The organism is Fertoeibacter niger (assembly GCF_009380135.2).
GTDB lineage: Bacteria > Pseudomonadota > Alphaproteobacteria > Rhodobacterales > Rhodobacteraceae > Fertoeibacter > Fertoeibacter niger.
In genome coordinates, this window is sequence record NZ_WHUT02000002.1 from 386,447 (window position 1) to 409,639 (window position 23,193).

A 23,193-nucleotide genomic window follows, 5' to 3' on the forward strand; every position below is an offset into this window, starting at 1 on the left:
TTAACAAATAAGCGTCGTCTAAAGCGGGGGAAATTATTACACAGAGAAAGTGGCCCTCAACTGCCCCAGCAAGTGTCGTTCGGCGATATGATATGGCTCAAGGGCGACACTGTTGTATCTCGTTTGTGACAAACAAACATCGGGATGAAGTATTGCTGCTATCATAAATTCGGTCCAGTCGGGGTCCGACTATGCTATGCTGCCCATACCGTGATGTCACGGCGGAGCGTATCCGGCGGCTCAACGCCTCGATCAACTGCAAGGATGACGGGCCGGTGGCTGGGTTTGTTTAGTTGCGGACCGACAGTATACCCATCGAGGACCTCGCACTGGAAATGGACCCGGCAACAGAATTGTCGAGCCTGGAGGCTCTGCATGGGCTACCGCTGAAACCCCATGACCCAGACCTGCCTTGGAGCAGCCATGTGACGGTGGCGTATACGCTGGTGCTCATGGATCGGTTTGAACTTGCCCTGTTGGATTGACTGCGAACAAGCCAGTCGCCTACCCACCTGTGTATGTGGGCCAAGGAGTGGATGCGGGACCAGCCTGTTCGACCAGACACGCAGGAATCGCTGGTGGTGCGAACCCTGGTGGATGCGTTCATCGATTGAGCCTTGGAGATCACTGCCTTGAACCGCGCCGGATTTGCCGGAGGCTCCAACTCTTGAGACGGATGGAGCATCATGAGCAAGACGGCGAACAAATTTTCCCCTGAGGTCCGCGAACGGGCCGTGCGGCAGGGTTTCAGATTGATGAGGTCTTGGCTGATTATGGTGCGAGCGGCGTGAAGTTTCGACTGGCCGAGCGCCCTGAGGGTCGCCGTCTGTTCGACAAGCACCGGTCAGGCGATACGCTAGTTGTCCGTCGGCTGGACCGCTTGGGTCGTTCCTATCAGGATGTGGTCGATTGTATGCGTCACTTCGTTCGGGGTGGTGTCATCGTCCGGACGGTCATCAACAACATGACGTTTGATGGGGCAACGACTGATCCAGTTCAGCAGGCGGTCCGTGACGCCATGATCGCGTTCCTGGCAGCGACGGCACAAGCCCAAGCCGAGGCGACCAAGATCGCACAGCAGGCTGGGATTGCAGCGGCTAAGGATGATCCACGGAAGTATGCCGGGCGGAAGCCTAGCTACCGCCGTGCTGCGGTAGAGGCCGTCCGTGGACTCCTGTTGCAGGGCCAGGGAGCCAGCGCCATCGCCAAGGCGACCAGGTTATCGCGACAGACTGTGGTTCGCATCCAACAAGACAGCGGCACTGTAGAGCAGGCCCTAGCTCGTTGGGGAATGTGAGCAAAGGCATAAACTTCATGCGCTGATGCTCCATCAGGTAATCCTCTTGGTCGCACCCATAAAATATGGCAATACTCCTTCCGCAAAATCGTCAAAAGCCGTCCGCCAGTCGATATCATGAACATGCTTTTGGAAAAGCTCTTGAAGGTCCGGATCAGCTTTCAATTGATCAACAACTCTTGAGCCATAACCCGGTATATACTTATTGTCAGTAAAATCAGGGCTTATACTTATCCCAGAAATATTCAATTTTTCATTGAGCCAGGATATCTCATCAGCGGTGAGTTTGTGGACCTTCTCGGAAACGACGCCATTCTTCACATCGAAGAAGTGCCAGAATCGATTCCGAAACGATTTGGAATCTTCTTCATGGCTGCATATGGCGCTGAGCACTGGATTGGCTGAATTGTTGAGTGCGCACTGCATTGATAGAACCACTGGAAATGGCACGAGATTCTCCATTTCATGACATGGAGGGGTGTCGCACACGCTAAGTGGCCAACCGCTCCTGCGATTTGCCTTTCTCACGAGTTTCATTTTGTTATTTCCAACACTTATAGGTGTAAGGCGGTCTGAATCGACGAGTGTCACAACAACACGCTTTCTAGCGATACAGGTCTCCAGAACACCAACGATATCGTCACCACCACCGTGCCGAGGTTCCACTCGGCAAAGTCCTCTGCCGCGTTTGGCACTGATTGAGCTAAAAAGGAAACTATAGAACCAACCATCTGATTGGGCGTTCTCAACAAGCAGGAGTGGTTCTTCCAGAATCTCAGTATTCGAAAATAAATCGAGAGATACGCCTATATGTCTTCCCAGAACTTCTATACGGGAGTCGCGGCGTGTTAAGACCCGGATAATTGCGGTGTCTTCCTTCGGCAACCCACCAGTTTGTGAGTATTCACTCTCAAGACGAATCAACTGGGCTCTGTCGCGTTCAGAAAGTTGGAGTGTCTGGAGTTTTCTACATAGGCTCCGCTCAATTACTACAACATGATTGCCTTTTCGTGACGATCTCAAAAGTTCAGTTACGTCGGATAGGAGTCCGGCGTCTTTGTCTATATTGTCGAAATCAATACCATCGGCCCAGTATATGATCAATTAAATCACCGGCGGCTGAAAGAAGCCGAAAGGCCAATTAACAAGACTGCCGTTATTGTCAAAAGGAACAACGCGAACGTCAGTCATCAACCCATCTTCGGATGGTTCGAACAGCACAACCTGAACATCGTCTGGGCTCAAGCGGCCTGCTGCAATAAACTCACCCAGCCTATTCACCAATGTTTCGCTGTGAGTTTCTATCAGATAGTGGATGGTCCGAGCATTGGTGTTTCTTGCTCGGGATGCTTTGGCTTCCTCCACCAGCGCATCGGCCAGAAGTGCCTGGTGGGCTGGATGCAAGTGAAGTTCAGGTTGCTCGATAGCCAATATTGATATGCTGGCATTTCGCGCACGTGGAGATGTTCTTTCCCGAGCCCACCAAATCTGACCAAGCACTGGCAAAACCTGTGAAACACCATATCCAACATCCACTATGTTGGTTTCGATCCCTCTATCAATGAGGCTGATGCTGATGTGGCCGGTTTTCTGGGTTACTGAGACCCCATATCCAAAAAGAGACTCAACCCAGTTGGAGAATGCTTCGAGCTTTGACCTAGATAAAGAATTAAGGAACATTGCAAAGTTCTGGCCATCCGGATCGATTTCATCGACCGCTAGGTCTTGATAGCGATAGTAACGCTCACTTCGGGCACGTGCTGGGCCGATGTATAGCACTGAACTGAGGATTGGCTTAAAATGATTTCCAATTGAGCGCGATAGGAGCGGAATATTCGAAAGAGTGATCGTCGTGAAAATCCGATCTCGCAGATTAGAGTTCTGCAAAAGCATATAACGCATTCGCTCTCCCACCATCTTACCTGATGAACGTGCGACAGCCAGAAGTGCTTCTGTGTCTGGAAAGCCAGATGAAATCATTCGCCGAGCCAACTCTTGCAATGAAGGGTCCCGAACACGACCGTCAATATTCTGCCTTAGAATCTTGAACAGCGGTGCCACAAGTGCAGAAGACGAAAGGTGCCTCCAGGGTGCCCCAACAGGAACTTGCTCTTTGTTAGGAATTATACGTAGCTCTGGAAACAGCGATGCCCCAGAACTCACCATTTTTGCACCCTCTAAAAATTTCGATGACTCGACGCCATTGATATAGATTTCTTGAACTAAGCCTTCGTCTGTCATTTGAATTTTGACTTTGATGTCTTTGTCGGAGACGTGATATTCTAGGATTGAAAGTCTATTTTTTTCTTGTCGCCGAACGATTGTTGGCGTGAAAGAAGCTGAAATCAACCGCGCCTTCTGGCTTGATCTTTGCACAACTGGAAAGTCATCGATAAAGTAGTAGTATTCCTGCTCTTCAAACCCGATGCCGCTCGCTGAGAAAGTGAACGTTACTTCATCGGCTTTGTTGAATCTGGACACCGAGGCATCAAATGACCCAAAATCAACCAAGTCACCGAACCATAGGATTGGCGAACTAGTTCTAGTCAGTAACGATTGCCGGAAAAGTGGGAAAGATCGGAGGAAGGAGCTTTTTCCACCACTGTTCTTTCCAACAAGTAGGGTAATCGGCTTAATATCGATAGGGGCGACATTTCTTAATCTTCTGAGATTTGTTACACCGAACTTCATGTGTTGGCCTCCGCTTTGCGTCTCAGATCGAGACCATGGCGCGTGTGGGTCGCCGTTTGTTTCATACTTCTGGCTCCGCATCGGGGTGACCAGCGGCTAGTGTGTTGCAGTAGGCCAGGGCCAGGTCGCGGCTGAGGTAGCGACCATGGGCTTCCATCTCTTGTCGTTCGACAATTGGGAAGGTGCTGTAGATGTAGGCGATGTCGTCGCGGCTTTGGGCGCGGTCAGCGGTGTCGAATATGCCATAAAGGTGGAAGTAGACGGCATCGAGTTTTGCCCGAAGACGCAAGCGTCGGGCTTCATCCCAAGGGAATGGTGGCAGGACCTCACCAGACGCTCCCATATGGCCCATATCGTGGGCGAAGGGTGCCATGTCATGTGCTGTGTAGGTGAGTTCCAGCACTGCCTGCCTTACAATCTGTGCAGCACTTCGGGGGCCGAACATGTGCCCGCGTAGAACATCTGCCGTGATTACTGGAATCTGTTCCAGAACATACCATGTGAAATGCGTGGTGGGCACCTTCTGCCGGGAAACATAGTCGAACGGGATCGAGTTGATGTTGGCCAATACCGCCGCAGCAATCCCAGCCCGGTCAGTGGTGATCTCCTTGTCGATTGGCAGCACCGGGAAGGTATGTGCCACACCCGACTTTGGCAGGATGGTGGCGATCATGGTCCGCATATTTGTGGTGGCAGTGATGTCCTTGAACGCGATGATCCACTCGTCTGTCGTGGGCCACCAGTCACCATCATTCTTCACGAAGAAACGTGGAGCGGGGTATCGATCCGGACGCACCTTCTCATCCAGTGCGATGGTTTCTTGTTGCCCTGGGCGAAACACGTTCTCAGGGTTTACCACAACATCTGATGCCCGGTGATCATACGCTTGTGCCATCTTACCCTCATAGAGGGGCAACCAGTCACCGCTGGCTGATCGGTAACGACCGGCCCCAATCATATAGGCACCCTCGTCGTTCACAAGTTGCTCCGGCGTGCGGAACAGGTGAGACGAGGTGGTCATGTTCAACATCTGGCTGTAGCTGATCGGCCAGTTCTTACCGGTCGGAGCAACGGTGAGAGAGTTCAGGATCGGGCGGCGATCATAGATATCCGTGACGATCTTTGCGTCACGCCGGAACCGGAAGGTGGGGGCGGTGCCGGTGTTGGGATTGACCCGTGCAAAATCGGTCGAATCCAACCTGTATACGCGGTCCGGGTCGTTAACATCTGCGACGGATTGCAGGAAGAAGCCACATGCCGAGTCGTCAAACCGGCGGCCAGGCGACATGACAAATGAACAGAACTTGAATGAAGCATGAACGTCTTCGAAGAACACCTTCTTGTTCTCGAAATCGAAGATGGACTTGATGTTTCCAGCGGTCGCAAATTTTGAGAAGAACTTCGCCGAATACTTGTCCAAACAGATGCCGGATGGCACCAACAACCCAACCAGCCCACCCGGATGCACAAGCTTCACTGACCGTTCCACAAAGAGCTTGTAGAGGTTCAGTTTGCCGGTGTTGAGCCACTCATAGCCAATGCGGGCCATCCTGGTCGCGTCGTCCATCCGGGCGTTAGCCTGCACGAACTCCAGCCATAGGGGATGTCCCGCATCCCGCAAGTTCTTGATGAGTTTCTCTCTCGCGGGCGTTGAGGTGGCCAAGGCAACATCACGATTGCGGGCCTCAAACCACGGAACATCTTCGAACTCCATCACGTCCCATGGCGGATTGCCGACCACGGCATCGAAACCTCCAGATCGACGACCTTCCCAGTCATCCCACACCCCGGGGAACGCCACCTCCCAATTCAGAAAGCGTTCCTCGTCCATCAACACGCGCGCACGTTCAATGATGGATGTGATGCGACCAGCCTCGGCTGTCTTGTTCAGAGTGAGGTCTAGCTTACCGGTTGAGATTTCCACTGGGTCACCGAACACGCCGTCGAGGAAATGGTCACGGGCGGCACGGTCGGTCTTTTCGGTTAGGTTCAACCAGTCGATGGCGTGGATCATCGACAAAAACCGGTCAAGTGGTTTGGTCATCAGCACGATGCCATCGAACATCTTGGCCGAACGATGGGCTTCGGCGATTTCAGCGTCGGTCAAGCCTTCGATGGCGTTCATAGATGCAGCAGAACCAACCGCTTTGGCCAGTGCTTCACGAAGAAAGCCATCATGGCGGCCCTTCCGTAGTCGTTCCAGAACCCGTCCGACACTCTCACCAAACAGACTATCACCGCACCGCAGGTGGTGGTCGAGGAACGACAGGGGTGCCCCTACAGTGAACGTGTGCAGCCACAGCGACACTTTGGCCAGTTCCACCGCCATCTGGTTCTTATCGACACCATAGACGCAGCGTTTCAGGACCATCCGCCGGATGATGTGACGGTCATCCAGTTGATCCTTGTCCACGGTCCAATTGTTGGCATCGGCATTGGCCTGGATGGTTGACCGGATCGTGGCGATGCGGTCGGCCAGAGGGGAGATGTATTCCACACCCTCCCATTCTACCACGGCGGTAGCCTCGGCCATGGCGTCGATCACTGTGTCGGCCAGGAAGTCCACCAGGTTGACCAAGAAGTGCCCTGAGCCCATGGCGGGGTCACACACCCGCAGCGTCAAGATGGCCTCGGCGGGGTCCAAACGGCGGATGGTTTGTAGCCGGGTTTCCTCATCCGTATCGGATGTGTTCAGTTCGGCCACCTTCTCGCGGAAAGCTATCAGCCGCTCGGAGATCAACGGTTCCAGGGTTTCCCGCAGGACAAGCTGCACCAGTTCATCGGGTGTGTAGTAGGAGCCAGAGTTTTTCCGAGCAAACAGGTTGGGCCGAACGATCAACCCCTCCACCGGATCGCGGGTCAGTTCGAACTCCAGCAGGCGTTCATAGATCGAGCCGAGTTGTTGAACTGACAGATCGCGGTAGTTGATGTAACGTCGCAGGCCGTCGATCCGTTCGAACGACAGCAGGTCGATCACCTCAGCCATCACGCTGTCTGGTAGCCGAACGTTGGCTAACACTGGCGTGGCATCACGGTTGAAGAGACCACCATTGTAGGCGGGCAGGCCGATGGAGGTATCACCTTTGTCGATGGCACGGGAAAGGTCATCGACGACAGACCAATATCGTGCCGCTGATGTGGAGAAGGTGTCGTTGGTATCCTTCCGACGCCCGATTTCACCCCGGACCTTTTCCCGCAGTGAATAGTCATCATATCGGGGGTCACGGACCGGCAGCAGGTTACGATCTTCGGCAAACAGAAGAAACAGCAGCCGGTAAAGCAGGATCAGGGCGGCATTCCGAACTACGTCCAGGCTTTCAGTCGGTGCTTGTTCTGCGATGGATTTCGCCAGGGTTGGGAAAACCCGGGTGAACACCATGTCCGACAGGTTCTTGGCGACCCGTTCCTCATAGAACCTGCCCTCTTCCAACGCGCGTTGGTGAAAGGTCCGGCTGTCAGATGGGGAATGGGCAAAGGCTTCCCGCCGGAACATCAGCAAGAAGACTTTCAGCCAATGCTGGCGTTCAGCCTCGGCCTCAGTGGACTCATCGGCATCGAACAATTCACCTCTTACCCGGAACAAGGCGGCGAGATCGATCTCCAGAAACTGCTCCGAGACCGATCTGGCTCCCTGGTAGTAGAGTCGCCATGTTTCCCCGTTGGTCAGGATGCCCCACCGCAGCTTGCCCTTGGTCAGGTCCTCGACCCGACGGAGATATCGCAACATCTGGGTCGAGGGGGCGTTGGTCTCACCCCTCTTACCGGATCGACGGTCCAATGGACGACGCCAACGCTTGGCTTCCACGACGGCCACACCGTGCTCATATCGTTTCCAGTCCTCGATGTGACGGTCAGCCTTGGTCTTGGCCGCTTCGTCGAGAAACAACAATCCATCGGGAACATCATCCCGGCCCTTCGCAGTGAGGTTCTGCTGGGTCAACGAGAACTGCCACCCCAGAGCCGACAGGATCGGCCAGATCAGGTCGCTTTCGGTCTGTGCTTCGTTCGGGGAACGTTCGATCGGGAAGTTTGCGAAGACCTCGCCGATGCGGGCGGCGATGTCATCCAGATCGGCAGCGTTCCATACAGCCTCCGAGGTGATCGCCTCCTCCAAGTAGTCGCGTGTGAAGAGTGATCCACTGGAAATCATGGCGGTTCCGGTCGTGCTGGGGTTACTGCTCTAAGTTGCTGAACCTTTGCAGTTTTTGTCAACGATGGTCCACCACAAACATCCGGCGTCTAATGCAGACTTGCTGGTTCTGGCGTCTGCAACCGCAGCAAACAGCATCAATCCAGAACGTCGGCCCCGCCTTTGGCGATGAAAACGCATGAGTCAGGCTGTCATACTTGCACGCCATCGTTGGGTGCGCCCTGTGGTTTTGCTCTCGTTTCAAATCTGTTCAATGCAAACTACAAATCTCTATATTCCGTTCCTACGCGCGATTCTGCAATTTATCGAATGTTCCCGCCGACTTGTGGGCCGCACAGAATAATCTCTTTGCCACGACTGATCTCTTTCATTCTTCATGAAGAATTCTCCAACTGCTAAAATATGTGACAAATCTGCTACTCGCAGCTTGCGTCATTTATTTGGACTGAGTTGCAGATGAATTGGCTCTTGCATATTTTAAGGTTTGCCATTACTTGCCGCCCTGTCAGATGATCTGACGAAAATCCAATCAGCACCGAAGACGGGTTTACCACGGTCGGGCCTCAAGAGGGGTCTGTCCTATGAGTATGAATACCACAAACGATTTCGATGATATCCGGTCTGATCTGATATCCTATGAACCACAAGAGACGACTGTCTCCAGGGATTTTTCCGACCGAGAAATCTACAACCCGGCGGGCGATGTTTTGCGAGCAGCAATCATCTCGGCAGCATCCGGAATTCTGTCCCTTCATGATGCGGCCAAGCTGCTGAATTGCAGCGTGGATTCACTGCGTCGTGTTCCGATTGAGCAACTGCCGACCTATGCAGGCCCGGGCCGATGTGTGTTGTATATGCTGGACGATATCCGCAGCTACCTCCGCAATCAGAAGCGCGTCGAACGGCGTGGATCGGGACTGGGCATCAATTCCAAACGCCCGCTTCCGGAGCCGTATCGTGCCATCAGCAATCCGGCAGAAATTGCACTGCGCAACCTGGGCAAGGGGGTGTTGTGATGAAGAAGAATACCCTCCACATCGGCGATGTGACAATCACGGAAGAGATCAAGTCTGGTGTTCCCACGGGAAGCTGGAGGATCGATCTTGCACCTGCACTCAGCCCCACCGGAAAACGTGTCCGATACCGGTATCCGTCAAAGACTGCGGCACAGAACGCCGCCCGGAAATTCATGAAGGATCGGGAAATTGCCGATCATCTGGGACGGCAGGGGACGCCCAGTTTTACACTGAACGATGTCTTTACCCAGTTTGTCGATCACGAGACGGTTAAGATCAAAGCCGGGCGAAAACGCGAGGGATCGTTCCGGACTGATCTGAATGCTCTGAAACATGTTCTGACCCACCTTGGCGACCATGAACTGCGGAAGATCGACGATAGTGCTGTGGCACGCTACCAGGCAACGCGGAAGGATGCCGGGATGGCTGAGGTCACCATCAACACCGAAGTGCGAAAGCTGCGGCTGTTGCTCAACTGGTGCCGAGAGAAACGCATGATCGACCTGGTGCCCAAGTTCATCGACTTGGTGGAACCGCCTACCCATACGGAGGTCCCGACGCTTCCAGAGATGATGTTGATTCTGGATCAGTTGAAATATCGGCACCGGGTGCTGGTGCGGTTGATGTGTGAAACCGGACTGCGGGCGTCAGAGGCTTACCGGTTGCGGTGGGAGAACGTCGATCTTGTCCGCCGCACCGTTCGCGTCGTGTCGCAGGGCAGGATCACACCAAAGACACGCTACAGCACGCGGGAGGTGCATATCGGTGCCGGGCTTGCGGCTGATCTGCGTGAGGTGAGCATGTGCTCTGACTGGGTTTTCCCACAGGACATCAACCCGGCGAGGCCAATGGTCTGTTTCAAGAAATCCCTCAGGTCTGCGGTCAAACGCTCTGGGGTAAAAAGATATGGCGGGCCCATCCGGTTCACACCCAAGTATGGCCGCAAGGCGTTTACGAGCTATCAGTGGATACGTGGCACACCGTTGGAACTGATCCGGAAGATGGTCGGACACTCCCCCAACTCGCGCGTCACAGAGCAGAACTACCTTCACATCCCCGCTGAGTCGGCGCGTGAAGCGGTTCTCGACCTCGACCTGATGGCCGCTGGCGGCAAATGAAAATGGCAACGGATGGCAACAACAGAAAGGCCGCCCGAAGGCGGCCTTGTCTAAGTGTCTGTAAACACTGACCAAATTGGAGCGGGCGATGAGATTCGAACTCACGACCCTAACCTTGGCAAGGTTATGCTCTACCCCTGAGCTACGCCCGCCCCGTTTCGGTAAGCGGTGATTTATAAAGTCGCGCGGGGGGCCGCAAGGGGAAAATGCAGCGGCCCGCGAAATTTCCGGTGGCGGGGTTCCGGTTGGTACGTGAATGCCCGTGCTCCTGCGCCATGGCCGCTACAGCAGCGACCGCGCCAGCCCCATCAGCGCCAGCCCCGCCAGCAAATAGATCGCAAAGCGCCGGAAGCTTTGCGGTTCGGTGCGCAGGAAATGCCGGCCGCCCAACCAGACCCCCAGCCCGACGACCGGCAGCGAAGCCGCCGTAACGATCAACGTATCGCGCGTCACAAGGCCATGGCCCCACATCACCGGTAAGGTGAAGATGTCCAGCGCGGCGAAATAGGCGATCAGCGTGGCGCGGAACACCGCTGCGGCAATGGGTTGTGCGGCAAAGAACACCGCCACCGGCAGCCCGCCCATGCCCGCCGCATTGGCAAGGCCGGAAATCAGCCCCGCCCCCACATGCGCCACCCGGCCCGCCTCGGCCCGCAGCGTCCAGCCTGCCAGCAGGGCCGCGCACATCACCAGCACATAGATGGCAACCACCGCCCGCGCGGCCTCGGCCCCGATGCCGGTCAGCGCCCACAGGCCCAGCGGCACGCCTACCATCGCCCCCAGCATCAGCGTGACCACCCGCCACCAGCTGACCCGCGCCATGGCAGGCCCGATCAGCTGGAATGTCATCAGGAATTCGCAGATCATCACCACAGCGACGAAGTTCAGCGGGTTGGTGACAACCCCCGAGGCCGCGACGACCAGCGCGGAGAAACCGAAACCGGAATAGCCGCGCACAAAGGCCGCGACCAGAAAGGCCAGCGCCATGAAGGCCATGGCGCCGGGTGACAGGTCATAGGGCATCAGACGCGCTGCAAGCGCATGTCGGCGGGGTCGATGCCCGCCACAGCCACGGGTTTCTTCATCGCATCGCGGCGGAAGGGCTCGCCCAGTTCCTGATTCAGCAACACCTCGATGAACGTGGTGGTGCCCGCCTTTTGCGCGGTGATGGCCTTGTGCAGCGTGTCGGTCAGTTCCTGCATGCTGGCCACCTGCACCCCTTCCAGCCCGCAGGCGCGGGCGATGGCGGCATAGCTGACCTTGGTATCCAGTTCGGTGCCCACGAAATTGTCGTCATACCACAGCGTCGTGTTGCGCTTTTCCGCGCCCCATTGGTAGTTGCGGAAGATCACCATGGTGATGGCTGGCCATTCGTCACGGCCGATTGCCGTCATTTCATTCATCGAAATGCCGAAGGCCCCGTCGCCCGCGAAACCCACCACCGGAACATCGGGGCAGCCGATCTTGGCCCCCATGATGGCGGGCAGGCCATAGCCGCAGGGGCCGAACAGGCCGGGGGCCAGATATTTGCGGCCCTGCTCAAACGTCGGATAGGCGTTGCCGATGGCGCAGTTGTTGCCGATGTCGGAAGAGATGATCGCATCCTTCGGCAGCGCCGATTGTATCGCGCGCCACGCCATGCGCGGGCTCATCCGTTCCGGCTCACGCGAACGCGCGCGGGCGTTCCATGTGGTGCCGGGGTCGTCATCCTCGTGATCCATGGATGACAGCGCCTGCGCCCAGGCAGATTTCGTCTGCGCGATCAGGGCCTTGCGGTCAGCCCGGCCCGCATCGCCCGCCTGTGCGCCAAGGCCTGCCAATATCTGTTCCGCCACCTGCCGCGCGTCGCCCACGATGCCCACGGTCACGGGTTTGGTCAGGCCGATCCGGTCAGGGTTCAGATCGACCTGGATGATCGCGGCACCCTTGGGCCAATAGTCGATGCCATAGCCCGGCAGGGTGGAAAACGGGTTCAGCCTTGTGCCCAGCGCCAGCACCACATCGGCCTGCGCGATCAGCTCCATCGCCGCTTTCGATCCGTTGTAGCCCAGGGGCCCCGCGAACAGCGGGTGAGAACCGGGGAAGGCATCGTTGTGCTGGTAGCCGCAGCAGACCGGGGCATCCAGCCGTTCGGCCAGTGCCATGGCGGCGGGGATCGCGCCCGCCAGCACCACACCCGCGCCGTTCAGGATCACTGGGAATTTGGCCTGCGACAGCAGGGCTGCCGCTTCGGCAATCGCATCGGCCCCGCCTGCTGGCCGTTCAAACTCCACGATCCTAGGCAAGGTGATGTCGATCACCTGAGTCCAGAAATCACGCGGCACGTTGATCTGCGCGGGGGCAGAGGCGCGTTTGGCCTTCAGGATCACCCGGTTCAGCACCTCGGCAATGCGGGTGGGGTCGCGCACCTCCTCCTGATAGGCCACCATATCCTTGAACAGGGCCATCTGTTCCACCTCTTGAAAGCCGCCCTGCCCGATGGTCTTGTTGGCGGCCTGCGGCGTCACCAGCAACAGCGGCGTGTGGTTCCAGTAGGCGGTTTTCACCGGGGTCACGAAATTGGTGATGCCGGGGCCGTTCTGCGCCACCATCATCGCCATCTGCCCGGTGGTCCGGGCATAGCCATCGGCCATCATGCCCGCGTTGCATTCATGCGCGCAGTCCCAGAATGTGATGCCCGCCTTGGGGAACAGATCCGAGATCGGCATCATGGCCGATCCGATGATGCCAAAGGCATGGGCGATGCCGTGCATTTGCAGGACTTTGACGAAAGCCTCTTCGGTGGTCATCTTCATCGGGTATCTCCTTGCGCTTGGCGCAATCTATCGCCGTGGCGGGGCTAGGCTTAGGGCCAGATGGATGGCCCGCTTAGGTCCAGTTGCGCAGGGTGCGCGCCATGGCCCGGGCGCGGGCGGGTTCGGCCCGCCAGCAGGCCAGAACCTCGACCGCCGCATGCAGGCGGCGCTGGCCGGCAAAACCCGCCAGGGCGGCCCGGTCTATGGCAGGGGCATCGCGCCGCGCCTCCTCCCAATCCAGCAGGGCAAGGCGGCCACAGGGCAGGCGCAGCACATTGCCCGCATGCAGATCACCGTGAATCACCGCCTGACGGCCCTCTGGCCAGACCCGCCGCACCTGCGCGCCCACCCCCTGCGGCAGGCCCGGCGGGTGCCAGCCGGGGCGCTGGGGAAAGCCCGCCGTGCGGCGGTGGAACCGGGCCAAAGGGGCGGCCAGTGCGGGCAGCTCGGCGGGCAGCGCGGACTGGCCGGCCAGATAGGGCTCTACCGTCCAGCCAGCCACGGCCAGCCGCCCATCGCGCGCCGGGCACGGCATCGGCACCACCAGCCCCGACGCTTGCGCCGCAGCCAGCACGCGGGCCAGCCAGCGCAGGGCGGCCACGCCTTCCGCGTTGCGCCGCGCCACGCAGGCCTGGCCGTTCACCTCCACCCGCCACAGGGCGGACCTCGCGCCACCTGCCAGCGGCCCCTGCACCGCCACATCGCCCCATGCCGCCAAACCCGTGAAATCCGTCATCTGGCCAGCGCCGCTGCGATGCGTGCGACACCTTCGGCAATCCGCCCCGGGGGAATCGACGAAAACGCCAGACGGTAGAAATTGCCCGGTGCATCGGCGGGGCCAAAGAACACCCGCCCGGGTTCGATCAGCACCCCCTGCCCGCGCAAATTCAGCGCCAGCGCGTCGCAATCCACGCCATCCGGCGCGCGCATCCAGACGCTTGATCCGCCAAAGCCGCCCTGCCCGGCCATGGTCAGGCCGTGGGCCGCTATCGCCTCGTCCATCGCCATGCGGCGGCGGCGGAAGGCGGTTTTCATCCGCGCGATCAGCGCATCATAATGCCCCAGCGACAGGAAATAGGCCGCCGTGCGCTGCACATGGCCCGGCGGGTGGCGCAGCACCGTGGCGCGCAGCGCCCGCGCCTCGGCAATAAAGCCCTCGGGCCCCACCAGATAGCCCAGCCGCAGCCCCGGAAACAGTGATTTGGAGAATGATCCCGCATAGATCACCCGCCCCTCGCGGTCCAACGACTTCAGCGAGGGCGCGGCGGGGGCCAGGAATGACATCTCGAATTCGTAGTCATCCTCGACGATGACGAAATCCCTGGCACTGGCCGCCGCCAGCAGCGCGACCCGCCGGGCCAGCGGCATGGTGGCGTTGGTGGGGCAATGGTGGCTGGCGGTGGTGAACACCACATCGGCGGGTGGCAGCCGGTCGGGGGGCAGCCCGTCCTCATCCACATCGACATACAGCGTTTCGCCGCCGCTTTGCGCAAGCACCGCGCGCAGGCCGGGATAGCCGGGGTTTTCCATCACCATCCGCCGCCCCGGCCCGCCCAGCACCTGTGCGGCCAGCCACAGCGCATTCTGCGCGCCAAGGGTCAGCAGAACCTCGGCCGGTGCCGCGTCGATACCCCGGCGCGGCAGGATATGGCGCAGGATGTATTCGATCAGCAAGGGATCATCGCGTTCATAGTAATCGCTGGTCAGCGTATCGAAATCGCGCCGCCCCAGCGCACGCAGGGCGCATAGCCGCCAGTTCTGGTGATCGAAAAGCTGCGCATCCGCCTGGCCATAGATGAAGGGAAAGGGGTAGCTGGCCCAATCCTGCGGCTTTTCCGCCCGTGCGTTGCGGCTGAACCGGCGGTCGGTCAGGGCGGCATAGTCCACCTGACGCCCCGGGGGCGCGGCGGCCTGCGGAAAGAGCGGCTGCTGCGGGGCGGTGGCCGACACGAAATAGCCCGACCGTCCGGCCGGTGTCAGAAAGTCCTGCGCCACCAGATCGGCATAGGCCAAGGTCACGGTAATGCGGCTGATGCCCAGATGCGCCGCCAGCCCGCGCGAGGATGGCATCTTGTCACCCGCGCGGAACCGCCCCGCCAGAATACCCTCGGCCACCCGTGCCCGGATCTGCTGCTGCAACGTGCCCGCAGCACCGGGTGCAAGGCGAAAACTTTCATGCGGGATCTGCATCTGGCCCTATCCGGCGTTGACGCTGGATATAAGCACGGCCCGGGCGCGGCGTCAAAAGCCGCGGCGGATGGGACAGCAGGTGGCAGACATGCCAAAGCAACCTGCCGACAGAGACAAATGTCTATTACTTCATATGCTTGATTGATTTTTGGCGCACCCGAAGGGATTCGAACCCCTGGCCTCTGCCTTCGGAGGGCAGCGCTCTATCCAGCTGAGCTACGGGTGCAGCAGGGGTCGTATAGCGGGTTCGCGCGCGGGCTGCAACATCGGGAATGCAACGCGCGCTGATGATTGGCGGGGCTGTGGCCCGTGCAAAGGCGCTGCCTGTCAGGCAAACAGATCGTGGCACAGCTCCAGCGCGTCAACCAGCGCGTCAACCTCGCCCGGCGTGTTGTAAAGGCCAAACGACGCGCGGCAAGTGGCGCCCACGCCCATATGCGCCATCAGCGGCATGGCGCAATGCGTGCCCGCGCGCACGGCCACGCCCTTTTTGTCCAGCACGGTGGATATGTCATGCGCATGGGCGGCCCCCTGCAGGATGAACGAGAATATCGCCCCCTTGCCCGCCGAATTTCCCTGCACGTTCAACCAGTTCAGTCCGGCCAGCCGGTCACGGGCATAGTCGCGCAGGGCACGCTCATGGGCCGCCACATTCTGCATGCCAAGGCCGGTCAGATAATCCAGCGCCACACCCATGCCGATCTGCTGCACGATGCCGGGGGTGCCCGCTTCGAACTTCATCGGTGCGGAATTGTAGCTGACGGTATCGCGCGACACCTCGCGGATCATGTCACCACCGCCGAGAAAGGGGCGCATCTCTTCCATCCGCTCGGCCTTGATGAAGATCGCGCCCGACCCGCTGGGGCCGTAAAGTTTGTGCCCGGTGATGGCGTAGAAATCGCAGCCGATGGCCGCCACATCCACCGGCATGTGCACGGCGGCTTGTGATCCGTCCACCAGCACCGGCACGCCCAGCGCCTTTGCCCCCGCGCAGATCGCCGCCACATCCACCACCGTGCCCAGCACGTTCGACATATGCGTGACTGCCACCAACCGGGTGCGCGGGCCGATGGCAGCCAGCACAGCCTGCGGATCAAGATCGCCATTCGCGTCGCAATCCACCCATTTCAGCACCACACCCTGCCTTTCGCGCAGGAAATGCCAGGGCACGATATTGGCATGATGCTCCATGATGCTCAGAACGATCTCGTCGCCCGGTTGCAGGCGCGGCGCGGCCCAGGCATAGGACACCAGATTTATCGCCTCGGTCGTGCCGGTGGTGAACACGATCTCATCCTCGGAGGGCGCGTTCAGGAAACGCGCCACTTTGCCGCGGACCGCCTCGTAATTCTCGGTGGCGACGGTGGAGAGGTAATGCAACCCCCTGTGGACATTGGCATATTCGTGGGAATAAGCCTGCGTCATCGCGTCAATCACCACCTGCGGCTTTTGTGCCGATGCCCCGTTGTCAAGGTAAACCAGCGGCCTGCCGTTCACCTGCCGCGACAGGATCGGGAAATCGCGGCGGATGGCGTCAACATCATACATCGTCAGACTCCGGGCGGCAGGGCAGGCATGAAGGGGATCAGAAGGATCGCCAGCGCGAAGGCCAGCAGCACCGTCACCGCGATGATGCCGCCGAACACGGCCAGCCGCGACCGGAAGCCATGCAACGCGGTCACGAAATTCGTCAGCAGCCAGAAAAACAGCACCAGCGCGAAAATGCCCACCATATCGGCCAGCGGCGGCAGCAGCACCTGCGCCACCAGTTGCACCGCTTGCAGGCACAGCAGGATGAACTGCAACCAGACCACCAGCAGCAACGCATCGGCAAATGTGCCGGTGCCGCCGCGCCAGCGCCCGACATGGTGGATCGCCTGCACCGCCAGCAACAAAACCCCCGCCTGCAGGGCGGCGCTGACCAGCGGGTTGGCCAGTTGCCCGCCCATCGCCGCGCGCAGGTCAGGCGGCAGCAGCGCCACACTCAGCGCCGTCATGATCGCCGACAGCGCCGCCGTCAGCAGAAACGCCAGCCAGCGCGCCTGATCGGGCGGGTTGATCGCCAGCACCGCCTGCGCACCGCGCTGTGGATTCTGCACGGTAAAACGCGCCAGCCGCAGCAGATTGCCAAGGTTCAGTTCCATGTTTCCGCCCCGATCAGCATCTGCACCCAGATCCAGCCAAATGCCGCCAGCACCACCAGCCCGATGGCCAGAAACGCAGGCCCCGGCCCGATGAACCCGCCCACCAGCCCCTGCAACAACATCAGCGGCGTCACCGCCAGCAGCGCCTGAAACAGCGCCAGCCGCGCGCCGAAAAAGCTGCCTTTGCCACCCAGCGCCCGCGCGACAAGGTGACTGCCTGCCGCCACCAGATAGCAGAGCGGCGGCAACAGAAAGATGACCCCCATCAGCGCGCCGCCGATCCGCGCATCCAGCGGCACCGAAGGCTCCAGATGCGCGGCCCGCGCCAGCCCCGGCCATTGCGCCACGAAGATCAGCCCGCAGGCCCCCATCAGCGTGGCCAGCGCCCGGTCCTCACGCAGCCCCGCTGCCAGTTTCCGCGCGATCACGGCACGCGGGCGGCGGTAGCTTTCCAGAATATCCGCTGTGACCGGCATTCAATGCTCGTGCCGTGCCAGCCAGCTTTCCAGCCGGGCGCGGATGTCTTCGGCAATGTCGGCGTCGTCAATTTCGGCCATCGCCTCGGCCAGAAAGGCCAGCACCAGCAGCGATTGCGCCGCCTTTTCCGGCACCCCGCGCGAGCGCAGATAGAACAGCGCGGTATCGTCGATCGCGCCCGAGGTGGAGCCGTGGCTGCATTTCACGTCATCAGCGTAGATCTCAAGCTCGGGCTTGGCCAGAAACTGGCTGTCGTCATCCAGCAGCAGCGCCTGGCTGATCTGGTAGCCGTCGGTTTTCTGCGCGCCTTTCTTGACAAGGATCTTGCCCTGAAACACGCCGGTCGCGCCGTTTTTCAGCACTTTCTTGAACACTTGCCGGCTTTCGCAGCGCAGGCCCTGATGGGTGACAAACACGGTGTCGTCGTGGTGAAACGCCCCGTCACCCACGGCGGCCCCCGCCACATGGGCCACGGCATCGTCGCCCACCAGTTCAATCACCGCATCATTCCGTGTCAGCGCGCCATTCGCCGTGACGGTGAAGGATTTGAACAGCGCCTTGGCCCCCAGCCGCGCGAAGACGTGCGTGGCTGCGTGGCGCTGATGCGCCCGGCCCTGCGCCCGGATGTGGTGGAAGCGGCCACCGGCGGCCACCTCAACCTCCATCACCATGGTCAGGCGGGCGGCGGCATTGCCGTTTTCCAGCAAGGTCAGTTCGGCACCGGATTCCACCTTGATGCAGTGGTGCAGGATCACATCGGAAGTGTCTGAACCCTGAAGGTAAATCAGCGACACGGGCTTGGCCGCCTTCCCCGTGGCGCGGATCAGCAGGCCACCCGTGGCAAAGGCTGTGGCCAGCGTGGCCAAGGGGCGCTGCACCGGGGTCTGGCCCCGCGTTTCCAGCACGCCGTAAACCTCGCGCGCCCAGTGGATGTCGGCGGCACCGGCATCGGCCAGATGCTCGATCTCCACCCCCGCAAGAGCCGGATCATCCGATTGCGCGGTATCGAACACGCCATTGACAAAGACCAGCTTCACCCGGTCGATGCCGGAAAACGCCACCGCTTCATCGCTTTCGTCAAACAGGGCGGCGGCCAGCGGCACAGCCCCGGTCAGCGCAGCAGGGTCGGTATAGCGCCAGTATTCATCGCGCTTGCCCGGCAGGCCCATGGCCGCCAGCCGGTCCAGCGCATCGGCCCGCGCGGCACCCAGCCAGCCAGCCACGGGGAATGACAGGCCCGCGATGCGCGCCGCCAGCGCGTCCAGCTTTGCCTGCGGCGCGGCCATCACTCCACCTCCGCCAGAATGCCGGCATAGCCGTTGTTCTCAACCTCCAGCGCCAGTTCCGGGCCGCCCGATTTCACGATGCGCCCGTCAGCCATGATATGCACCACATCCGGCGCGATATGGTCCAGCAGGCGCTGGTAGTGGGTGATGACAAGGAATGACCGCCCGGCCCCGCGCAGCGCGTTCACACCGTCAGCCACCAGTTTCATCGCATCCACGTCAAGCCCGCTGTCGGTTTCGTCCAGCACGCACATCTTGGGTTCCAGCATCGCCATTTGCAGGATTTCGTTGCGCTTTTTCTCACCGCCCGAAAAGCCCACATTGACCGGGCGCTTCATCATCTCGGCGTCGATCTGCAAGGCCTTGGCCTTGGCCCGCACCACTTTCAGGAAATCGCCCGCCGACATTTCATCTTCGCCGCGCGCCTTGCGCTGTGCGTTCACCGCCGTGCGCAGGAAGGTCATGTTGCCCACGCCCGGGATTTCCACCGGATACTGGAACGCCAGAAACAGCCCTACCGCCGCGCGTTCCTCGGGCTCCATCTCCAGCAGTTCCGTGCCTTCCAGCAGCGCCGAACCTTCGGTCACGGCATAGCCCTCGCGCCCCGCCAGCACATAGGACAGGGTCGATTTGCCCGACCCGTTCGGCCCCATGATGGCATGCACCTGCCCCGCACCGATCGACAGGTTCACCCCTTTCAGGATGATCTTGTCCTCTTCTTCAAGTTTCACGTGCAGGTTCTTGATCTCAAGCATGTTTTGTCTTTCGTCTCATGTTCCGTGATGCCGCCCGGGGCGGCCATGTTTCCTAGCGGTCAGCCGATCCGCACTGCGGTGCCCGAAGCCGACACCATCAGCATCTGGCCGATCACCTCGTAATCCAGATCGACGCCGACCACCGCATTGGCACCCTTTTCCTTCGCGCGCTCTTCCAGCTCGCGCAGCGCGGTTTCGCGGGCGAGGCCCAATTGCTGCTCATAGGCCCCCGACCGACCGCCGAAAATGTCGGTGATCCCGGCAAATAGATCGCGCACGATGTTCGCGCCAAAGATCGCCTCGCCCGCCACGATGCCGAAATACTCGGCAATCTGGTAGCCTTCGACCGAAGGGGTGGTTGTGATGATCACGATGCAATTCGCCCGCTATTTCAAGACGACATACTTGGCCAAGCGCATGCCTTTGTGGATCTCTGCTCCGTAAGAGCGGTGTCCCGTCGCACGCTCGGCAATGTCATGCACGGAGTGACCGACGAGTTGATCGGCGAATGCAATCCCGAATAAGTGAATGCTTAGCGCAACCTCACTCTTGGGTGCACTTTCATAACGCTTTTTCAGCTCAGCGATCAAAGCATCAGAGGTCATTTACCCCACACTCCCCTCAAGCGAAATCGCCACCAGCGCCTGCGCCTCCATGGCAAACTCCATCGGCAGAGCTTGCAGCACGTCCTTGCAGAAGCCGTTCACCACCAGCGCCACGGCCTCTTCCTCGTCCATGCCGCGCGACCGGCAATAGAACAGCTGATCCTCATCCACCTTGGAAGTGGTCGCCTCATGCTCGACCCGGGATGAATTGTTCTTCACCTCGATGTAGGGCACGGTATGCGCCCCGCACTGGTCACCGATCAGCAGGCTGTCGCATTGGGTGTAGTTGCGGCTGTTGGTGGCCTTGGGGTGCATGCTGACCAGCCCGCGATAGGTGTTCTGCGCCCGCCCCGCCGAAATCCCCTTGGACACGATCCGCGACCGGGTGTTCTTGCCCAGATGGATCATCTTGGTGCCGGTATCGGCCTGCTGGGCATTGTTGGCGATGGCGATGGAATAGAACTCGCCCTGCGACCCCTCGCCCCGCAGGATGCAGGAGGGGTATTTCCAGGTGATCGCCGACCCGGTTTCCACCTGCGTCCACATCACGCGGGCGCGGTCGCCCCGGCAATCGGCGCGCTTGGTCACAAAGTTGTAGATGCCGCCCAGCCCGTTCTCATCGCCCGGATACCAGTTCTGCACCGTGGAATATTTCACCTCGGCATCTTCCTGGATCACGATCTCCACCACCGCCGCGTGCAACTGGTTGGTGTCGCGCTTGGGCGCGGTGCAGCCTTCCAGATAGCTGACATAGCTGCCTTTTTCGGCAATGATCAGCGTGCGTTCAAACTGGCCGGTATTCTCGGCATTGATGCGGAAATAGGTGGAAAGCTCCATCGGGCAGCGCACGCCCTCGGGTATGTAGACGAACGAGCCATCCGAAAACACCGCGCAGTTCAGCGTGGCAAAGAAATTGTCCGACGGCGGCACGACCGACCCGATGTATTTCTTCACCAGCTCCGGATGTTCGCGCACCGCCTCGGAGATCGAGCAGAAGATCACCCCCGCCTTGGCCAGTTCCGCCTTGAAGGTCGTGCCAACAGATACGCTGTCAAACACCGCATCCACCGCCACCTGGCGCGGTTGATCGGCAGCCTCCACCCCGGCCAGCAGCGCCTGTTCCTTCAACGGGATGCCCAGCTTGGCATAGGTCGCCAGCAGTTTGGGGTCCACATCGGCCAGGCTTTTGGGCTTTTCGGCCATGCTCTTGGGCTTGGCGTAATAATAGATGTCCTGATAGTCGATGTCGGGATAGTTCACCATCGCCCAGCGCGGCTCGGTCATCTTCAGCCAGCGGCGATAGGCGGCCAGGCGCCATTCCAGCATCCATTCCGGCTCGTCATTCTTGGCCGAGATCAACCGCACGATGTCTTCCGACAGGCCCTTGGGCGCGAAATCCATCTCGATCTCGGTATCCCAGCCGTATTTGTATTTGCCCGCCATGGCGGTGACGGTTTCGATGGTCTCGCGGTCCACGCCGTCGCGCACGTCAAGCGGCGCGTCAAGGCTGCCCGTCACCTCCAGCACATCGGCCACGTCATCAAATCCCGCCATCAGTGTCACATCCTTCATCGCTGTCAAGGGCTTGCGCCCTTCCGTTCTGCCTACGCCACCCGGGCGAAATGCCGTTTGCGTGCCGCCTGCCAAACCTCGGCAAAGCGCAACACCTCGTTTTCGGTCGTCGTGGGCCCCAGCGACACGCGTATCGCCGAAGCCGCCGCGCCCTCGTCAAAGCCCATCGCCCGCAGCACGCGGCTGGCGCGCACCTTGCCGCTGGAACAGGCAGAGCCTGCCGATACCGCAAACCCCGCCAGATCCATCTGCATCACCTGCGTCTCGCCCTTCCAGCCCGGCGTCACAAGGCACAGGGTGTTGGGCAGGCGCGCAACGTTCCGACCTACGGAAATAGTCGCATTTTCCGCATCGGACAATGCCGCATCTAGAATATTTCTAAGTTGCGCCACCCGATCCCAGACCCCATCGGCCAGATCCCGCGCCGCCGCTTCGGCCGCTGCGCCAAAGCCCGCGATGCCGATGATGTTCTCGGTGCCCGCGCGCCGCCCCATTTCCTGCCGGCCGCCTTTCAGTTGCGGGGGCAGGTCCAGCCCGCGCCGCAGCACCACCGCGCCCACGCCCTTCGGCCCGCCCAGCTTGTGCGCCGACACCAGCCCCACGGCACAGCCCAGCCAGTTGAAGGCCAGCGGCACCTTGCCAAACCCCTGCGTCAGATCGCTGACCGCAAGCCCGTCGGGCAGCGCCTGAATCACGCCGGTTTCCGAATTGGCCAGTTGCAATGCCGTCCGCGCCGGATCGGCAACCGCCACCGCCCCTGCCGCATCCACCGGCAGGCTTGCATCGCACCAGGCCGAAACCGCCTCATGTTCCACATCCGCGCAGATCAGACCGCGCCCCGCCAGCGCCAAAGCCGCGCCCTCGGTTGCGCCCGAGGTGAACACCATATCCGCCCCTTCGGCCCCCAAAGCCGCCGCCACCTGCGCCCGCGCCCGCTCGACCAATGCCTTGGCCGCCCGCCCCTCGGCATGCACCGACGACGGGTTGCCCACCAGATCCATGGCCGCCACCATCGCCGCCCGCGCCTCGGGGCGCAGCGGTGTCGTGGCGTTCCAGTCAAGATAGACACGCGGCTTCACGGCTTCATTCTCATTTTC

General features: G+C 60.1%; 19 protein-coding genes, 2 tRNA genes and 1 pseudogene. 4 read left to right on the forward strand and 18 right to left on the reverse strand.

Translation table 11 applies throughout. The features are described from left to right. Nucleotides 1-742 precede the first annotated feature (742 nt). Both GEU84_RS21415 and GEU84_RS21420 read left to right on the forward strand, forming a co-directional pair. A pseudogene (locus GEU84_RS21415) lies at nucleotides 743-1,093 on the forward strand (recombinase family protein); the annotation flags it as partial. Then, the gene (locus GEU84_RS21420; protein WP_338144761.1) at nucleotides 1,088-1,297 is read left to right on the forward strand and encodes a helix-turn-helix domain-containing protein; all 210 of its coding nucleotides are present in this window, start codon (nucleotides 1,088-1,090) and stop codon (nucleotides 1,295-1,297) included. The pseudogene GEU84_RS21415 and the gene GEU84_RS21420, both read left to right, overlap by 6 nt. 33 nt (nucleotides 1,298-1,330) lie before the next feature. On the opposite strand, the gene GEU84_RS05360 is transcribed toward GEU84_RS21420, so the two are convergent. From GEU84_RS05360 to GEU84_RS05370, 3 genes are all read right to left on the reverse strand, one after another. Continuing rightward, entirely contained in the window at nucleotides 1,331-2,221 is an 891-nt protein-coding gene (locus GEU84_RS05360; RefSeq protein WP_174539331.1) for a hypothetical protein, read from the reverse strand. Nucleotides 2,222-2,401: 180 nt separating this feature from the next. Beyond that, nucleotides 2,402-3,988: an AAA family ATPase gene (locus GEU84_RS05365; RefSeq protein ID WP_174539332.1), complete on the reverse strand. Its 1,587-nt coding sequence runs from the start codon at nucleotides 3,986-3,988 to the stop codon at nucleotides 2,402-2,404. 61 nt (nucleotides 3,989-4,049) lie between these two features. Continuing rightward, nucleotides 4,050-8,138 carry an Eco57I restriction-modification methylase domain-containing protein gene (locus GEU84_RS05370; RefSeq protein ID WP_152824147.1) on the reverse strand — a complete coding sequence of 1,363 codons (4,089 nt, stop codon included), beginning with the start codon at nucleotides 8,136-8,138 and terminating at the stop codon, nucleotides 4,050-4,052. A gap of 581 nt (nucleotides 8,139-8,719) precedes the next feature. On the opposite strand from GEU84_RS05370, the gene GEU84_RS05375 reads away from it, so the two are divergent. Then, on the forward strand, nucleotides 8,720-9,154 hold the full coding sequence (locus GEU84_RS05375) for a hypothetical protein (RefSeq protein ID WP_174539333.1): 435 nt from the start codon (nucleotides 8,720-8,722) through the stop codon (nucleotides 9,152-9,154). Beyond that, on the forward strand, nucleotides 9,154-10,272 hold the full coding sequence (locus GEU84_RS05380) for a tyrosine-type recombinase/integrase (RefSeq protein ID WP_174539334.1): 1,119 nt from the start codon (nucleotides 9,154-9,156) through the stop codon (nucleotides 10,270-10,272). Before GEU84_RS05375 ends, GEU84_RS05380 begins: the two co-directional genes overlap by 1 nt. A 77-nt stretch (nucleotides 10,273-10,349) precedes the next feature. Here the strand turns inward: GEU84_RS05380 and GEU84_RS05385 are convergent. The 15 genes from GEU84_RS05385 to GEU84_RS05455 all read right to left on the reverse strand — a co-directional run bounded on the left by GEU84_RS05385 (nucleotide 10,350) and on the right by GEU84_RS05455 (nucleotide 23,175). Then, nucleotides 10,350-10,424: transfer RNA gene (locus tag GEU84_RS05385), tRNA-Gly, on the reverse strand. 130 nt (nucleotides 10,425-10,554) lie between these two features. Continuing rightward, nucleotides 10,555-11,295 carry a TSUP family transporter gene (locus GEU84_RS05390; RefSeq protein ID WP_152824145.1) on the reverse strand — a complete coding sequence of 247 codons (741 nt, stop codon included), beginning with the start codon at nucleotides 11,293-11,295 and terminating at the stop codon, nucleotides 10,555-10,557. After that, on the reverse strand, nucleotides 11,295-13,067 hold the full coding sequence (gene xsc, locus GEU84_RS05395; RefSeq protein WP_152824144.1) for a sulfoacetaldehyde acetyltransferase: 1,773 nt from the start codon (nucleotides 13,065-13,067) through the stop codon (nucleotides 11,295-11,297). The genes GEU84_RS05390 and xsc overlap by 1 nt, the downstream gene beginning before the upstream one ends. A 73-nt stretch (nucleotides 13,068-13,140) precedes the next feature. Beyond that, nucleotides 13,141-13,803, reverse strand: a complete 663-nt coding sequence (locus GEU84_RS05400; protein WP_152824143.1) for a phosphotransferase — start codon at nucleotides 13,801-13,803, stop codon at nucleotides 13,141-13,143. Further along, nucleotides 13,800-15,257 (reverse strand): MocR-like pyridoxine biosynthesis transcription factor PdxR, encoded by a 1,458-nt coding sequence (gene pdxR, locus GEU84_RS05405; protein ID WP_152824142.1) that lies wholly within the window; start codon nucleotides 15,255-15,257, stop codon nucleotides 13,800-13,802. The genes GEU84_RS05400 and pdxR overlap by 4 nt, the downstream gene beginning before the upstream one ends. Nucleotides 15,258-15,406: 149 nt before the next feature. Further along, nucleotides 15,407-15,483 (reverse strand) — tRNA-Arg (locus GEU84_RS05410). A 101-nt stretch (nucleotides 15,484-15,584) separates the two neighbouring features. Then, nucleotides 15,585-16,805 (reverse strand): cysteine desulfurase, encoded by a 1,221-nt coding sequence (locus tag GEU84_RS05415; protein WP_152824141.1) that lies wholly within the window; start codon nucleotides 16,803-16,805, stop codon nucleotides 15,585-15,587. A 2-nt stretch (nucleotides 16,806-16,807) separates the two neighbouring features. Further along, nucleotides 16,808-17,401, reverse strand: a complete 594-nt coding sequence (locus GEU84_RS05420; RefSeq protein ID WP_152824140.1) for a Yip1 family protein — start codon at nucleotides 17,399-17,401, stop codon at nucleotides 16,808-16,810. Beyond that, nucleotides 17,392-17,877, reverse strand: a complete 486-nt coding sequence (locus GEU84_RS05425; protein WP_152824139.1) for a YIP1 family protein — start codon at nucleotides 17,875-17,877, stop codon at nucleotides 17,392-17,394. The genes GEU84_RS05420 and GEU84_RS05425 overlap by 10 nt, the downstream gene beginning before the upstream one ends. Beyond that, entirely contained in the window at nucleotides 17,878-19,164 is a 1,287-nt protein-coding gene (sufD, locus tag GEU84_RS05430) for a Fe-S cluster assembly protein SufD (protein WP_152824138.1), read from the reverse strand. Further along, complete coding sequence (gene sufC, locus GEU84_RS05435; protein WP_152824137.1) at nucleotides 19,164-19,919, reverse strand: Fe-S cluster assembly ATPase SufC; 756 nt, start codon at nucleotides 19,917-19,919, stop codon at nucleotides 19,164-19,166. The genes sufD and sufC overlap by 1 nt, the downstream gene beginning before the upstream one ends. A 59-nt stretch (nucleotides 19,920-19,978) precedes the next feature. Then, complete coding sequence (locus GEU84_RS05440; RefSeq protein ID WP_174539335.1) at nucleotides 19,979-20,290, reverse strand: heavy metal-binding domain-containing protein; 312 nt, start codon at nucleotides 20,288-20,290, stop codon at nucleotides 19,979-19,981. Between the two features lie 15 nt (nucleotides 20,291-20,305). Next, nucleotides 20,306-20,524, reverse strand: a complete 219-nt coding sequence (locus GEU84_RS05445) for an HTH-like domain-containing protein (protein ID WP_152824136.1) — start codon at nucleotides 20,522-20,524, stop codon at nucleotides 20,306-20,308. Continuing rightward, nucleotides 20,525-22,078 carry a Fe-S cluster assembly protein SufB gene (sufB, locus tag GEU84_RS05450; RefSeq protein ID WP_241427594.1) on the reverse strand — a complete coding sequence of 518 codons (1,554 nt, stop codon included), beginning with the start codon at nucleotides 22,076-22,078 and terminating at the stop codon, nucleotides 20,525-20,527. It abuts the gene before it with no gap. A gap of 50 nt (nucleotides 22,079-22,128) precedes the next feature. Next, the gene (locus GEU84_RS05455) at nucleotides 22,129-23,175 is read right to left on the reverse strand and encodes an aminotransferase class V-fold PLP-dependent enzyme (RefSeq protein WP_174539336.1); all 1,047 of its coding nucleotides are present in this window, start codon (nucleotides 23,173-23,175) and stop codon (nucleotides 22,129-22,131) included. Nucleotides 23,176-23,193 lie beyond the last annotated feature (18 nt).